A 16,308-nucleotide genomic window follows, 5' to 3' on the forward strand; every position below is an offset into this window, starting at 1 on the left:
TTTTTTGAAAGTCGTTCGTCATAGTAAGTAGAAGCAATAAATATGGATCATTTTAATTTGTTGTATTGAATGATTCTTATTACGATTTACTGGGGCGGGGCAAATGAAAAAAGCGGGAACAGGGCAAAAGCGGAATCGATCGATTTTTCGATTCTCAACACTGGCGTTTGCCATACATGCTGTGTCGATGGGTGGGCTTGTTGTGCTTCCTATGCAGCAGGCCTATGCACAAACAGCCGGAGTGAAAAGCTATAACATTCCTGCGGGTCGCCTTGCTAACGTACTCAACCAGTTTGCCGAACAATCGGGTACTTCAATTGCAATGGATGCCCAGCAACTTCAAGGGTTACATAGTCTGGGTTTAAAAGGCAGCTTTGCCGTCGAACAAGGTTTTGAGCAGCTTTTAAAAGCAACCGAATTTAATGCTGTAAAAGTTGGGCAGGGCTACACACTTACCAAAAAATCTATGCTGCGAGTCACTCCCGCTAAGGTTCAGGTCGCTAGTCTGCCGCCAAGTAGTGCTGTAGTTGAAGAAGATGCATCGGTACGACTTACGCCAATTGTGGTATACGGCAAAGAAGACCGTGACACAGAAGGCTATAACAAAGTTTATGACGCAAACCGCTCTTCGGTCTATGCGGGCAAAGACTATGTTGAGCGATTTAAAGGAACCAACCCAGCCGATGTTTTACAAGGCATGGTGGGAGTCTATAGCGGCGATGCCCGTAACAGTGGGGCACTCGACCCGAGTGTGCGTGGTGTGCAGGGCGTTGGCCGTGTGCCTTTAACCATTGATGGCACCGAACAGTCGATTGCGGTGTGGCGTGGCTACAACGGGGTAAATAACAGAAACTATATCGACCCCAATCTCATTGCGGGCATTGAAGTCATTAAAGGCCCATCTTTAGAGCGCAATACCACAACTTCTGTAGGTGGTGGTGTGGTAGTTAAAACGCTAGAGGCCGATGACATTGTTCGTCCGGGTAAGTCTTTTGGTGCCGAGTTAAAAGTAGAAGGCTCAACCAACTCAATTGATCCGTCTTTGCCAGACATGAGCAAAGTGGGCCAAAACTACGATAACACCACGCCTTGGATCGACATGAATGGGTCAAAATACGACCCCGATATTTATAAAAAGAACCGGACCAGAAGTGATAACTCTCATTTTTCGGGCGATGACTTAGCGGGCCGACTGGCAATTGCCACCAAGCAAGACAAATTCGATTTACTGGCAGTTTATGCAGTACGTGAGCGCGGCAACTATTTTTCTGGCACACATGGCGCGGGCTACTATAAACGAGCGACGCCAGACAGTAGCCTCGATTTTATTCCTTACTTTGCCTATGCCTATCAACCGGGAGATGAAGTTCCCAACACTTCAAGTCATATGGAGTCGTGGTTGTTAAAAGGGACCTATCGCCCAACAGATGATCAGACCCTTAAACTGACTTACCGAGATACCAAAAATATTTTTGGTGAAATTATGCCGTCTCGGATTGTTTGGGGTATTACCCCTGACTTGGGTGTTCCGCAGTGGCCTTTAAGCAATATTCACTCTAAAGCTTATAGCCTCGAATATAAGTTTAAGCCTGAGAATAATCGCTGGATTGATTTCTATGCCAACATTTGGCAAACCGACACCGAAAGCCAGACCTACACACGTGGTGGGTGGCCAACCACAATCGATTTTCGAGATAACACGATTATTAACACGGCAATAAGCCATTCTGACAATACGCGTAAAGGCATTACGCTCAGTAATAAAACTCGTTTGTTAGACCAGCTTGATTTGACGCTCGGTGGAAGTTTCTTAAAAGAAAAACTAACGTCTGACGATATATATGGCGAATTTGGACCAAGTTATTCGCTCTATCAGGCGCTGCCACGAGCAGGACGCCGTGAGGAAAAAACGTTCGACTTTAATTTTAATTATCGACCGCTGTCTTGGTTAAGTTTTGATGCGGGCATGCGTTATCGCTCGTATTGGGCAGTTGATGACTTTTTAAATAAGTCTTTGCAGAGCGAGATTGACCCGAGTTTAAATCCGCTGTTTACCAAAAAAAGTAGGCTTAAAGAATATACCTTTGAATATCAGACCATGCCTGAGAGTTACACCTCGACTCAGCAGCGTTTAATCAATGTTTTAAAACAGCGCTATGCCACAAAAAATCCTGAGTGGGATGGGCAGCTCGACACTGTGCCAGCATCAGAGAGCACGTTGTATAACATGATCTGGTCACAGAAAAATACGCTGAGCTGGAAAGCAGATGCGAATGGGCAATTGTCGCTTGCCGATAATCCTTTAAACCAGCTCAATGCCTCTGGCCAAAAGTACGTCGTAACTGGCGGGAACTTTATGTCGGTGGTAGACCAAGTTCCGGTTGAGTCTGCCGACAAAGTTAAAGATAGTGGCTGGGCACCGCAATTAGGCGCCTCAATTCACCTCACGCCAAATAGCAGAATCTATGCACGCTATGCAGAGGAATATCGCTTACCAAGTTTGTTTGAAAGCACTGTCGGTTTTTCTGCCATGTTGCCATATCAAGCAATCAAACCTGAACACGCTTTTAACTACGAAGTGGGTTATGTCTATGACATGCGTGATTGGTTTAGCACAGCACGCAATGCTGACATTAAGCTCGCCTATTACTACAACAAAACCAAAAATGTGATTGAGCGTGACCAAAACCTTATTTTTACCAATATGGATGAGCAAAAGCTGTCAGGTCTAGAATTACAAAGCCGTTTTGATAATGGCGGTTTTTTCACAGATTTGAGCGTGGCCTATAACTTAAAAAATGAAGTGTGTGACACCAATAGTGCCATTAACAAAATGATTTTAGGCGGCACGGTTCAAACCGAGCAGGGCCTTGAGTTCCGTGAGCCGTATCAGCGTTGTGTCGATGACGGTTTCCCAAATGGCTACTTGGTGACCATGGCTACACCTGAACTGAGTTTCCACGGTTTGCTTGGCGCACGCTTTTTTGATGAAAAGTTAGAGCTCGGTGCACGTGCCACATTCTATAAAGCTTATGAAAGCCCGCTACGAAAAAACAATGATGCTAGCGTCAATAAAGGCTATTACCTCAATGTGCCTTTGGCTTGGGATGACACGTGGATTTTTGATGCTTATGCGCGTTATCAGGTCGATAACTACAACACGGTTGAGTTTGTCGGCAGTAATCTTTCTAACCAGTTTTATATCGATCCTTTAACCCGTAGTGCCATGGCCGCACCAGGCCGAACGATGAAAATTAGTTGGACCACCAAATTTTAAACAGAATTTGATTCCCTCTACACATACATAAAAGGGGAGTCAGGTAACAGTAAATAATAAGATTGAATGATTATTATTTACAAAAAACTGAGTAGGTTTGCAGCTGGGCCTACTCAATAAACTAAAAATAGCGAAATCGTTATTTTAAATTAAACAATAACTTAGTTTTAAAAAAGATGGAGTAACAACAAATGAAAATCTCTCAATTGTTCTTGGGTCTTGTTGCTTGTTCAACTGCATTTGCTTATGCAGGTATTGATGGTATTTCGAGTAATGAAAGTAACATCAAAATCGGTGCTGCTGCCAATGCAAGCCATCCGGGTGGTGTAGCAGCGGTGTCGGTTCAAGCTGCGGGTGCACCATATAACGCTTTTACAGGTTTTAGTTCGTTAAAAGGTTTGGCTCAGGCTTTTGCTGCTCAGGGAACGAGTAATACCAATGTAACGGTTGGCAGCAAAACCTTTAATATTTCGCATATTCCAGTGTCTGCAATGCCACCTTCACACAGTGCATTAGGTAATTTTAACTTTGGTCAGGTGGGCACACAGGAAGTCTATTTTGGTGAATGGTGGAAAGCGGGCGACACGCCAGCAAGCGCGAGCCATACCGTTTACTACGCGGGTGATAACACTAATACCACGGTTCCAACCGCGGGTACTGCAACTTATACCGTTGCAGGGATTAATGGTTCTGGAAGCAATCTGTTAAGTGGTACGTTCACGGCAAATTATGGCGCGGGTACACTTGAAGGAACGCTTACCGGAACAGGTACGGCTGTTTCATCATTAAGCCTAGATGGTGTGGCATTTAACCCGGGTACTGCTGCGTTTGCAGGTTTGGCAACGGCTAACGGTACGGCTGGTGTCGACAACTCTGGTGTGGTGCAAGGTCAATTCTTTGGTGCAAATGCTTCGGCTTTAGCGGGTATTGCCCAGTTTGATAATGTGTCTTACAACACTGCATTTGGCGGTGCTAAAAATTAATGAATGCAAAAGGAATCTACATACGTAGGTTCCTTTTGTTTTTTTGGCTTTTGCTTGGTTGCTTCAGGTTTATTGTTTTATGAAACGAACGCTTTTGTGCTGTCTAACATTGTTGAGTTGTCCATTTTTATATGCCGACGAAGACACACAGCTTCGTCTTAATCAAAGCTTGGACCAAACGCTTTTACAAGAACAGCGCCAGTTTCACGAACAGGGAACAATTCGTAGTACCGAGCAATTACCTAAACTTCAAATTAATGGACAAGAATACAGTGTTGAGCAAAATCCGAATGATCTTGCCAAGGCGTTATATTTGGCAGTCATGCAAAAACAGTGGCTCAAAGCCACGGTTTATTTAGAACATTATAAAAAATATGTTGGCTACGATCGGGCTTTAACCGACTTTGCCGAAGGGGCAGTTGCACGTTCTCAGGGTCAACTGAAATTGGCTGAACAAAAATTTCAAAGCAGCCTAAAACAACAACCTCATAATTTAATTTGTGAACTTGAGTTAGCGCGCGTGCTGTTTGAACAACAGAAAAATAAGGAAGCAGCACGCCTTTTTATTTCCATTCAAGACCAACTTAAACAAAGTGACCCTGCGGTAATCCCGTCTGGAGTTTTAACAACAGTGAATACCTTTGTTCAGGCATTAAAAAAACGAGACTCTTGGCAAGGCTCGGTTTCAGCGGGTTATACCTATGTCAGTAATTTAAATAGTTCGTCTGAACAAAGTAAAACATGGACGCTTTATGGCAAAGATAGTAAGGGTAATATTATTCCAATTGAGCAAGTTACCCGTGGAACGCCTAAAGCTGAATCGGCAACGGGGTTAGATTACGAAGCCAGTCTGATTAAACGCTATGCGATTAAGGGGCATCATGGCGTGGCTTTACGTGCACTGGCGTTTGGACAGTCCTATAACGACCACGCGGCATTTAATGAATCTACCATTAATATTAATGCAGGCTACAGCTACTTTGACTTAAAAAATCAAATTGGGGTGAGTCCGCTATTTGAACATAAACGTTATGGCAATGATGGTCTTTACAATGCCTGGGGTGCGCGTGCCGAGTGGATGCATTTTATCTCTGCAGATAAAGCTTTCAAGCTTGAGGCTGAGAGTAAAGATTTAAATTATCAGAAATATAAAACCCTAGATGGGGTAGAAAGCTCAGCGTTTGCTACTTTCTGGAAGATTTTTCCAGACCAGTGGACTTTTTTTGGTGGTCTAGATGTGCTCGACCATTCGACCCAAGAAAAATACATGGCTGCCTACCAACAGCAAGGTGTGCGATTGGGCTTAAGCAAATCTTGGAGTACAGGATTTAATACCACTTTGCTGAGTTCTTATCGTTGGCGCCTGTTTGATAAATACGCAGAAACTTTCTTAGCTCGTCGTCATGATTTTGAACAAAACTATACCCTTGTTGTGCAAATGCCGCGCTTTGAGTTTTATGGCATGACGCCTAATTTAACCTATCGCTATAACCATAATAAAAGCAATGTCGATTGGCTGTATTCCTACGATAAACACAACATTAGTCTCAAGCTTGAGCATCGTTTTTAGGGAATAAGCCATGAAATCAAAATCTTTATTCCCTACACATAAGCCAATGGTTATGTTGCCTTTACCACAAGGGCCGAAGCATTTTTATAAGTGCTTAACCGTAGTGGTGGTGATTGGTCTGCATGTGTTTGTTGTCTGGATGCTGAGTCATTTAATTGAACCATATACTTTTAAAGCATCACCCAAAGTAGATGCATTAAAAGTAAGTTTTGTGTCATTGGCGCCTGCTAAAAAGCTATCGGCTAAAAAGACTGAAAGCCAACCTAAAAATAGTGTAACGCCTCAATCTACATTAAGCAGTTCGGTATCTTCAGTACCTGAAGAATCAAAAAACTCGCCTACAAATGTTCAAACATTAGCATCAAAAACTGCTACTAAAGAAGTTGTGCAAAATAATTTAAATGACAAACAGCAAGCACAACCAAAAACGACTTTAAATAATTTAGCTTCGTCTCAAGCAACGCAGCCTACAGAAAGGCGAGTGGCTCATACCGATAAACCACTCAATTCAACAGACCTTGAACAAACGCAAACTGAGCAGTTGCCACAAAACACCAATAGCGAGACCAAAAGTGGCGGCGTTAAAACACCTGCAACGCAGCAAGAGTATTCCAAAGCACCGAACACTCAAGTTGAACATGATGATGTTGTTCAGGTGAGTAGTGTGGATGTGCTGAGTTTTGGCGGGCTTGATTACGATGACCGAGAGTTAAAACAACAAAATCGTTTGGTTGAGCTTCGGATTCGCATTAATGAAAAAGGGCAGCCAATCAACATTCAATTACGTCAAAGTTCGGGTATTCAAAGCCTTGATGAACGGGTCATGCAAGCTGCACGTAAATCCAGATTTAAACCCCACAAAATTAACGGTCGAGCCGTGACCATCGTTGTGGATTTTCCAGTCCAACTCAAACTCAATCGGGGCCGCTAACCGATGAGTAATATCTATTTTGCAGGAGAAAGATGATGAATTCATCTACAGAACAAATCATTAGCAACAGTTTGTCTTTACGTTTGAAACAAGAAACTGCTGCTGAACACGAACGTATGCATCAATTAATGTCACAGGCAAAGGTGTTTTCAAGTAAAGAAAAATACGCGCAATTTACTTTGTCTCAATATTACTTTCAGCGTGAAGTTGAACATCTTTTTGAAAAAGAGGGTGTAGCTGGACTGATTCCGGACTTAGACATTCGTGGCCGCTCAAAACAAGCACTTGCCGATTTAAATGATTTAGGGATTCAACCCAACGGGCAGCAATTACAGAGTGAAAACGTACAACTACCCGAAGCTTTAGGCTGGATTTATGTGTCTGAAGGTTCAACCTTAGGAGCTGCATTTTTATTTAAAGAAGCTCAAAAGCATTTGGGTTTTTCTGAAACGTTTGCTGCACGTAATTTAGCGGCATATCCCGAAGGGCGCGCGAAAGTCTGGAAACGTTTTGTACAAGCACTGGATGAAGCAGGCCTTGACCAAACCCAGCAAGACCGAGTCGTTCAAGGAGCTTTAGATGCCTTTGGATATTTTGGTCAAGCGCTTGATCAGCTTGATGAATTGAAATAGTAAAAGTGGATAAAGGGAATACCCGATATGGACAAACTCAATCAAGTAAATGTAATCGTAAAACATGAGCAGTCGTTAGCGCCTGCTCAACCAGTCAGTAAGCTTGCCCGTTCTATGTGGGCACGTTGGGTGTTTATTGGTTTGGCTTGGTTGTGTATTGCGCTTGGTATATTGGGTATTTTCATTCCGGGTTTACCCACCGTCGACTTTATAATTTTGGCGGTTTTCTTTGCTGCTCGTGGTTCTGAAAAACTTCATCAATGGTTTCGAAATCATCGCTATGTCGGCCCACTCATTCATGAGTGGCAAGAACATCGTCGTATTCCCAAAAAGGCAAAATACATCTCGACGTTGAGTATGAGTCTGGCTGCGGGACTGATGATTTGGACCATTCCGCATCCGTGGTTTGTCTATCCAGCAATTTTATGTATGGCTGGGGTATTGGTGTGGATGTGGCTTAAAAAATAAAATTATGACTGGCATTTTTGCATAGTACGCATCATGGATTTTACAAAATCACGCGGTATTTCAGGACTTTGTAAACTCAAACTTCCAAGTTTATGCATGAGCTTAGGGGAGTATTGGCGTTCTAAACGATGATAAATGCATGTACAGCTTGCACGGCTATGACCAGCCGCAATACATTTTAGATAGAAATCACGATGAGGACTGTTTTTTTGACCCGCGAAGGCAACAGATACAAATAATAATCCCCCTAAAAAAACTGAAAAATTATAAAGTGACATATATCTACTCGTGATTGTTGTTATTGATTATCCATATTTTGGCATAACTTTTTCAGGTCCAAAACCAGTTGATGTCAACTAGCGGCTTCATCATAGTTAGAACAGTTTTGGAGGTCAAATTGATTTAAGGAGGAGAACAGTTTAGTGTTTTAAAAATAGTCAATTTTGATTGTTGCCATTTTAAAGACAGTGTTACGACATTACGCACCCTATTTTTTTACATAGTTTTTTGCTTTCATAAACGCTTTAGTATTATTCATTTTTAAATCATTTATATACAACTTGCTTACTTTAAAGTTTTAATTTAACAGGATATTTTTATGACAGATACCCCAATTAAAAAAGACACAGAAAGTACCTGGGCAATATGTCGCGATCCTGTTTTACTCACTATGGTGGGTGGGGCAATTGATACTATTGGTTTTATTGCATTGTTTGGCTTTTTCACCGCGCATGTGACGGGAAACTTAGTGTTGGCAGGGGCAGCATGGGTTAAAGGTGGCTCGGGTTTATGGATCAAGCTTGCCGCAATCCCGCTATTTATTTTGACCGTTGTCATTACAAAACTGTTGATTGACCGCAGTCAGGTCAAGCACAAAACGCTGTCTTATTTATTTTTATTTGAAGCTATTTTTCTATGTGCCTTTATGGTGGCAGGGCTTTACTTTGAGCCATTTAAAGATCCGGATGCATTAACAGTTGCAGTAACGGGTGGGCTAGGTTTAATTGCTTTGGCTATTCGTAATACATCAAGCAAAACCCTCATTAAAAATATTAGCCCAAGTACTATGATGACAGGCAACACTACCCAGCTTGGGATTGATATTGCTAACTTGCTTAAAAATAATAATGCGGCTAATCGGGCAAGTTTGCTTAAAAGTGCCAGTATTGTAATTGGCTTTGTGATTGGTGCTTTGTTGGGAGCGATACTTTATGTCTATTTTGATTTCTGGAGTGTAGCGCCGTTTATTTTACCAATTTTGTATTTTTCTTATTTAGCTTCACAGCAAAAGTTCAATCAAGCTTAATTCGAAGAAATAACAAATTAGCCTGAATTAAAATGAGTTCAGGCTTTTTTTCGTAATAAAGGAAAACGGAAGCGGACTCGAAATTGTTCGTTCACTGCTTTACAGGCATAATGACCAGATGGGGAATACATTCGATTAAGGAATGCACAATGACAAAGTCTTATCATTATTCAATCATAACAATAATGGCTTTGCTCAGTGGCTGTCAGGTCATTCATTTAAAAGAAAGTAATTTAAGTAACGCTTTAAAAAGTAAGAATGAAAGTATTCTGACCGACGGCACCTTAAGTCATCAAACTCAAAACTTGCTGTATTTGGTCAAAGAAGATGAAAAAACTTGCCTACAAAATTTTGATGATTGTTTAAATAAGGTTCAGAGCCTGTCCGAAAATAGCAGCCGAGAAGAACGCTATGCTGCGCTGAGTGAAATTTACTTGGCAAAAGCTTTAGATGTCGGGCGTAGCAGCCAGTGTAACGTCATTAATAAAAGTAACATTTGCGTTGAGCAAGAGTTAGCGCTGTTCGATAAAAGCTTGCGCTATAGTTATGTCTATTTATTTGACTCTGAAGAGTCGCCTTTCGATCGGGTGTTTGACCATCGCCAAAATCAGGTACGTATTTTTTATAACGTCGCCTTGTCAAAGCTTATGACCACGTATTTTAATCATTTAAATACGCATCGCTTTCCACCATTGCTTAAAGCGGATGGTCATGAGTACCACGTCAATTTTGACCACGCGTTAGATGTACAAAAAATTGAAGTCGATACTTTTCGCTCCAGCTATAACATGAACTTTTCCGGTTTTAATACCGTCAACCGTAAGGATGGTTTGGGGGCAGAGTTTATTGTTGGGCGTAAAGAAAATGATGTAAATCACGGCTTCATTTTAGACCCCGATAATTTTTATGCTCACCAAGCCAACCCTAATATTCATTTACCACGCTTCTTTCCTGCTACTGCCATTGCATACCCAAAACAAAAAGCCACAGCCGATCAGGTCATTGCTGGGGCAGAGTTAGAAATTGCGATGTTCGATCCATATCGACAAGAGCGTGTAAAAATTGAAGGTGTGGACTATCCACTGACTGCAAACTATTCGGCTCCTTATGGGCTTTGGCTATCAAAATATAATTTAGGGGCAGCAGGTTATTGGTCTTTAATTAATAAAGAAGCCAATTTAATCATGCCGCATTTATATATGCTGGAACCTTTTAACCCGAATAAGAAAATTATTGTGTTTATTCATGGTTTAGCAAGTAGCCCAGAGGCGTGGGTGAGCCTAACCAATGACATTATGGGCGATGCCGAATTAAGGAAAAACTATCAGGTGTGGCAAGTGTTTTATTCAACTAACATGCCGATTTTTGAAAGTCGTTTTCAGATTTATTCATTGTTGAATCAGGCTTTTCAAAACATTGCCAAAGACAGTTATGCTGCACACGATGCAGTGTTAGTTGGGCACAGTATGGGTGGAGTGATTAGCCGTTTACTGGTAAGCAATGCCGATGTTTCAGAGCAAGCCATGCAAAAAATGAATGAAGCACAGCTAAACCGTTTAAAAGAAAATCCGGTAATTCAAGAGCGTTTTCAGTTCAAGGCTTTGCCATATTTTAATCGAGTTGTTTTTGTTTCGGCACCGCATCATGGTACAGACTACGCCGACCGATGGTTTACCCAAATTGCTCGCCGTATCATTCGTTTGCCCGCTGATTTTTTTATTGCAGTTGAAATGAGAGATGAGAAAAATACAAAACTCAGAAAAGGATTAATTGAAAATGGGGCAAGTAATTTAAGTCGCTCTTCTAACTTTATGCAGTTGACTCAAGCTATTCAACCATCGCCACAAGTGGTCTATCACTCGATTATGGGCAATATTAACGGGACAACAGATAAGTTAAAAAGCAGTGATGGAATTGTGCCGTATCAAAGTTCGCATTTAGGTGGGGAGCAGTCGGAGTTGATCATCAAAGGTGGCCATTCGATTCAAACTAGCCCTGAGGCAATTTTAGAATTACGCCGTATTTTACGATTGCATTTAAAGCAGTCACAGTCTTCAAAGTAGAGAGTTTTATTCTTAGAAAACCACTGCTGAACTGGGTCAACAGTGGTTGAAATGACTAATTTAGCTGATTTTGTTTGAGCGATTTTTTATGCTCAAAGTAGCTGATTGAAAAAATAACCAAGCCGATCAAATACAACACACCAGACAAGAGTAGTAAGTCTAGTCCTGCGGCATAGAGCAACCAAAGCGCATAGATTGAAGCAACGCTTGCAATCGCAATGTGAGGCGTGCGTTTATGGCGAATAGATTCTTTAAGGTAAAAAGCCGACACCAGAAAATAAGGCAGCAAAATCATGACCGAGGAAATCAATAAAAGCTGGGTGTAATTTTTATTGAAAAAATAAACCGCAATCAATGCACCTTGCACGACAATGCTGGTCAGCCAAAGTGATGAAATGGGTACATTATTTTGATTATTCTTTAAAAATAATTTCGGGAATGCACCATTTTTTGCAGCTAAATATGGAATTTCAGTGGCGAATAACGTCCAGCTTAAATAAGACGAAGAAACTGAAATAATAAGCCCGATGGTAATAACAATCGTGCCCGGTAAACCGATCAGTTGCTGTAAAATAGTCGCCATTGATGGGTTATGCATGCCTGCAAGCGCTTCACGACTTGCCACACCATAAGCCAATACGGTCACCATCACGTAAAAACTTAATGCCAGCAAAACACCTAAAATAGTTGCTTTACCAATATCATGACGCTTTTTTGCACGCGATGATAAAACTACAGCACCTTCAATACCGGTAAATACCCAAAGGGTAATCAACATCAGGTCTTTCACTTGCTGCCAAAGCGGAACTTTTAAAGAGAAATCATTTAAGTTGAGTTTGAACAAATCAAACTTAAAGGCAATGAAGGTAAAGAAGATGAAAACCACCATTGGAATAATTTTGGCAATGGTTGCCAGTAAATTCACAATCGCAGCTTCTTTAATACCTCGACTTACTAACCAGTGCACCAGCCACACAAAAATGCTTGAGCCAATCAGTGAATAGAGCGTATTACCTTCGCCAAAAATAATATGGTCTTTGCTGTCGGTAAACATGCCGACGCCTGAAAAGGCAATCACCACATAACCGACAATACCAATGGTAGTACACAACCAATAGCCCCACGCCGAGCAAAACCCGATCAGGTCTCCAAAGCCTTCGCGTGCATAGTTATAAATACCGCCGTCAAGGTCTGGTCGTTGACGCGTTAAATGCAACAATGAGAGGGCCAAGAAAATAATACCGACCCCAGTAATGAGCCATGCAACAAGAAGGGCAGAACCATTGGCAACTTGAGCCATATTTTGGGGAAGGCTAAAAACGCCTGACCCCACCATAGAACTAAAGACCAGCGCTGTAAGAGACAATAATCCGATTTTGGCAGCAGACATGGTATTTATTCTTTAAAAAATTGTGAAAGTTCAGCAATGTGTTCTGGTCCGATACCACAGCAACCACCCACTAAACTTGCACCTGCTTGCTGCCATTGTTTAGCAAAACCTAGATAAGCTGGAGCATCTAAGTCTTTACGAATTTCATCCAGACCATCGTTGGCAGTAGCGCTTTCATCTTGCGGTGGGAACGCGTTGGCATAAGCACCAATCTGCACCGACTCTGGAATGAGTCCTTTAATTTCATTAATTGCTTGCAAGATCACTTCAGGTTGGCAGCAGTTAAACAATACTGCTTTGGCATTTGATTGTTTGATGAAATCAGCCACTTGTTGCATATTTTCGCCTGAACGAAGTAATGCTTGTTCTTGTTTAATCTCATCTTGCAGCGTAAATGATACCCAATAGTCTTTACCATCTTGTGGTAATAACGCGTGGACTGTTTCAACTTCTTTTAAGCAAGATTGGGTTTCAGCGAGCCAAAAATCAACTTCTGGTGCCAATGTTTTAATGATGGGCTCAGCAAGGCTTTTAGCCTGTTCTGGTTGGAACAGGTCTGCACGGTAAGAACCAAATAACGGTGGTAAGCAACCCGCGATTTTGACATTTTTCCCGCTTTCTTGAACTGCATTTTTTGCTTGTTGAATAGCAACTTTAATTAAACGCACGCCGTCAGTTTCAAAGCGTTCTTGTCCAATATGAAATGGCACAACAGCATAGTTGTTAGTCGTAATGACTTCTGAACCAGCGTTAATAAAATCGAGATGTACTTCTTTTACTGTTTCAGGAGCTTCAATGAGTGCGAGAGCAGACCACTCTGGTTGACGAAATGGAGCGCCACGACGGGCCAATTCACGGCCTAAACCGCCATCTAAAATTTTCATAAATTACAACGTAAAGGGAGAAAAATAATTCAGCTAATCTAGCGTGTAGATGGATCGTATTCAATCGCGAATATGCTCGATATATTTCTAAATAAATTAGATTGTTATGAATATTTTTTCTTAAAAGGAATTCTGTAGATCATGTTCAGTTTTACTGATGAACTTCATGTGAAAAAGATTACGTATTTATTTGAAAATATAGACTAAAAAATAATCTTATAACGCGCCATATTGTTGCCAACTTTCGCCAGTGTGCTGCGTTCTATAATACGCTTTAAGCTGTTCAAGCTGCATAAAGTGTATGCCTGACCAAATTAATAAACTGATGAATATTAAAACTTTAGATAAGCGACGAACTTTTTCTAGGCGAGCAAAAGCTAACAGTACAAAAAATAAGGCAGGTAAAAATATAAAGAATTGAACAGGGGAGAAAAATAAATGAGCAGTACTGAAATATAACGCCGCTGCACCCATCAGCACATTTAAAACAGAACATAGCTTTTGATATTTACCGAGCTTAAAAGAGAAGGCAGTTATGACAAGTAACACTGCAGAGCCGATGTAAATTGCTGTGCCGCCAATCATCCACATATAAAAACCGCTTACCAAAAGATAAGCCAGCAGTAAAACAAGCACGAGCTTAAAACCAAATGACAAGAGGCGAGATGATGAGTTTAAAGGCGTCATAGTGAATCTAAATATCTCAACTGAGGGCTTAAAAAACAAAAGGACGAATCGAAATTCATCCTTTTGGAATTTTATTTATACATCGTCAAACTTAGTTTGCTTTTGCAACTGGGGCAGCAGCAGTTTCATCGTTTGCAGCTTTGAACGGAGATGTATAGTTCAAGCCAAGCGTAGAACTTGTGTACTGACGAACTTTGTCGAGTAACACAGGATCTTTGCTTAAGTCTTGTTTATAAGACACTACAATTTCATGAAGCTTCTGGTTCCACTTACCTTCAGTTTGCTCAGGGAAAGCTTTTTCAAGCAAGTTAAGCATGATGTATGGAGAAGTCGAAGCACCAGGCGACGCACCTAACAATGCAGTTACAGCACCATCTTTAGACGCAAAGATTTCTGTACCGAATTGAAGTGTTGCTGGTTTACCCGGTTCTTTCTTAATGATCTGAACACGTTGACCACCTTGGCTTAAACGCCAGTCTTCAGCTTTCGCATCTGGGTAGTATTTACGAAGTTCATTTAGACGGTCTTCATCTGACATCATGACTTGGCTGACCAAGTATTTAACAAGATCAAGGTTTTCCAAGCCAACAGTGGTCATTGGTAAAACGTTGTTTTTGTTGGTTGATGCCAGTAAATCAAGCTGAGAACCATTTTTCAGGAACTTGTTTGAATACGTTGCAAATGGGCCAAACAATACATATTTTTTACCATCGATATAACGTGTATCAATATGTGGTACAGACATTGGAGGAGCACCAAGTTCAGCACGGCCATATACTTTCGCTGTGTGTTCAGCAGTAATTTTTGGGTTGTCAGTAATTAAGAACTCACCACCAACAGGGAAGCCAGCATATTGTTTCGCTTCTGGTAAACCAGTAAGTTGCAATAATTTAACTGCTGCACCGCCTGCACCGATAAATACAAAACGTGTTTTAACGTGATCTACTTTACCAGTTTTCAAATTTTTGAAAGACACAGTCCAAGTTTTGTCATCATTTTGGCTGATGCCAGTCACTTCAGTTGATGTCTGTAATTTGAAATTCGGGTTTTGATTTAAATGACCCACTAATTGTTTAGTGATTGAACCATAGTTCACGTCAGAGCCAACATCCATACGGGTTGCTGCAACTTTTTGACTAGGGTCTCGGTCATTCATCACTAAAGGTGCCCATTGTTTAATCACAGCTGGGTCTTCAGTAAATTTCATACCTTTGAACAACGGGCTTTGGATCATGGCAGCATAACGTTTTTCTAAGAATTGAACGTTATCGCCCCAAACGAAAGCAATGTGCGGAACTGGATTAATGAATGATTTTGGTTCAGCTAAAACGCCTTGTTTTACCTGATATGACCAGAACTGTTTAGCAACTTCAAATTGAGAAGCAACTTTTTCAGCTTTGGCAATTTCCATCTTACCGTTTTTCTCTTCGGTATAGTTCATTTCCATAAAGCCAGAGTGGCCTGTTCCGGCATTGTTAAAGCCGTTTGAACTTTCTTGAGCAACTTGGTCAAGACGTTCATACATACGAATTTGCCAGTTTGGTTCAAGCTCAGTGAAATAAGTACCGAGAGTGGCACTCATGATGCCGCCGCCAACAAGAACAGCATCAACAACTGGCTCATCTTTTGCAGTTTCAACTTGTTTTGACGTTGTTGGTCTAAACAAGAATACAATACCTGCAATTAGAATAAGAATGATTAATACCAGAAGGTATTTCAAAAACTTTTTCATGTAAGGGGGACCTTAAAATAAGTTATTTGAGTCACTTAAGGTGTGAGGAAACCTAGACAGCGTATCCAGACAAAACGGATATAAATGCGAAAGTAAATTCTCAAAATTAGAGAACTTCGAAAAAAATAAAAATTACTTGGGATTATCGCAAACACTCTATATTTTAGACTAATTTTGCATTGACAAGACAATTTTTATAATAAATGGGGTTCATCAAAATCATAAATATGATTTATATTTAATCAAATTGAGCTTTGAAAAGATAATTTAAGCTAATTATTTTTATTTAAGTATTTGAAATTAAATTAATAAATTTAATTTGATTAAAGTTAAATCATTTGAAGAATATTTTCCTATAAAAATTGATTAATTTTTATTTCTTACC

Annotated in this window: 13 protein-coding genes; 8 read left to right on the forward strand and 5 right to left on the reverse strand. The window is 40.8% G+C overall.

What is annotated here, in order from left to right; genetic code table 11:
- The first annotated feature begins 103 nt into the window (after positions 1-103).
- From MKL33_RS04415 to MKL33_RS04440, 6 genes are all read left to right on the forward strand, one after another.
- Positions 104-3,277: a TonB-dependent receptor domain-containing protein gene (locus MKL33_RS04415; RefSeq protein ID WP_290033186.1), complete on the forward strand. Its 3,174-nt coding sequence runs from the start codon at positions 104-106 to the stop codon at positions 3,275-3,277.
- Between the two features lie 191 nt (positions 3,278-3,468).
- Positions 3,469-4,260 (forward strand): Slam-dependent surface lipoprotein, encoded by a 792-nt coding sequence (locus MKL33_RS04420; protein ID WP_002041986.1) that lies wholly within the window; start codon positions 3,469-3,471, stop codon positions 4,258-4,260.
- 79 nt (positions 4,261-4,339) lie between these two features.
- On the forward strand, positions 4,340-5,830 hold the full coding sequence (locus MKL33_RS04425; RefSeq protein ID WP_057062618.1) for a porin family protein: 1,491 nt from the start codon (positions 4,340-4,342) through the stop codon (positions 5,828-5,830).
- Between the two features lie 10 nt (positions 5,831-5,840).
- On the forward strand, positions 5,841-6,761 hold the full coding sequence (locus MKL33_RS04430; RefSeq protein ID WP_270906543.1) for an energy transducer TonB: 921 nt from the start codon (positions 5,841-5,843) through the stop codon (positions 6,759-6,761).
- Between the two features lie 32 nt (positions 6,762-6,793).
- Positions 6,794-7,393, forward strand: coding sequence for a biliverdin-producing heme oxygenase (locus tag MKL33_RS04435; protein ID WP_270906544.1), 600 nt, complete (start codon positions 6,794-6,796; stop codon positions 7,391-7,393).
- Between the two features lie 27 nt (positions 7,394-7,420).
- The gene (locus MKL33_RS04440) at positions 7,421-7,861 is read left to right on the forward strand and encodes a YbaN family protein (RefSeq protein WP_270906545.1); all 441 of its coding nucleotides are present in this window, start codon (positions 7,421-7,423) and stop codon (positions 7,859-7,861) included.
- A gap of 2 nt (positions 7,862-7,863) precedes the next feature.
- On the opposite strand, the gene MKL33_RS04445 is transcribed toward MKL33_RS04440, so the two are convergent.
- The gene (locus MKL33_RS04445; protein WP_000061143.1) at positions 7,864-8,139 is read right to left on the reverse strand and encodes a hypothetical protein; all 276 of its coding nucleotides are present in this window, start codon (positions 8,137-8,139) and stop codon (positions 7,864-7,866) included.
- A gap of 320 nt (positions 8,140-8,459) precedes the next feature.
- Here MKL33_RS04445 and MKL33_RS04450 point away from each other — a divergent pair, with 320 nt between their 5' ends.
- Positions 8,460-9,167, forward strand: coding sequence for a YoaK family protein (locus tag MKL33_RS04450; RefSeq protein WP_270906546.1), 708 nt, complete (start codon positions 8,460-8,462; stop codon positions 9,165-9,167).
- Between the two features lie 149 nt (positions 9,168-9,316).
- Positions 9,317-11,230: an esterase/lipase family protein gene (locus MKL33_RS04455; RefSeq protein ID WP_270906547.1), complete on the forward strand. Its 1,914-nt coding sequence runs from the start codon at positions 9,317-9,319 to the stop codon at positions 11,228-11,230.
- Between the two features lie 55 nt (positions 11,231-11,285).
- Here MKL33_RS04455 and MKL33_RS04460 read toward each other — a convergent pair whose 3' ends face one another.
- From MKL33_RS04460 to mqo, 4 genes are all read right to left on the reverse strand, one after another.
- On the reverse strand, positions 11,286-12,620 hold the full coding sequence (locus MKL33_RS04460; protein WP_270906548.1) for a basic amino acid/polyamine antiporter: 1,335 nt from the start codon (positions 12,618-12,620) through the stop codon (positions 11,286-11,288).
- A 5-nt stretch (positions 12,621-12,625) separates the two neighbouring features.
- Positions 12,626-13,504 (reverse strand): homocysteine S-methyltransferase family protein, encoded by an 879-nt coding sequence (locus tag MKL33_RS04465; RefSeq protein ID WP_270906549.1) that lies wholly within the window; start codon positions 13,502-13,504, stop codon positions 12,626-12,628.
- A gap of 216 nt (positions 13,505-13,720) precedes the next feature.
- A complete protein-coding gene (locus MKL33_RS04470) occupies positions 13,721-14,191 on the reverse strand; it encodes a hypothetical protein (protein ID WP_199111789.1) in 471 nt (156 codons plus the stop codon).
- 91 nt (positions 14,192-14,282) lie between these two features.
- A complete protein-coding gene (gene mqo, locus MKL33_RS04475) occupies positions 14,283-15,923 on the reverse strand; it encodes a malate dehydrogenase (quinone) (protein ID WP_270906550.1) in 1,641 nt (546 codons plus the stop codon).
- Positions 15,924-16,308: the final 385 nt, after the last annotated feature.

Origin of the sequence: Acinetobacter sp. AOR43_HL, assembly GCF_027854635.1 — a bacterium.
Taxonomy (GTDB): Bacteria; Pseudomonadota; Gammaproteobacteria; order Pseudomonadales; family Moraxellaceae; genus Acinetobacter; species Acinetobacter pittii.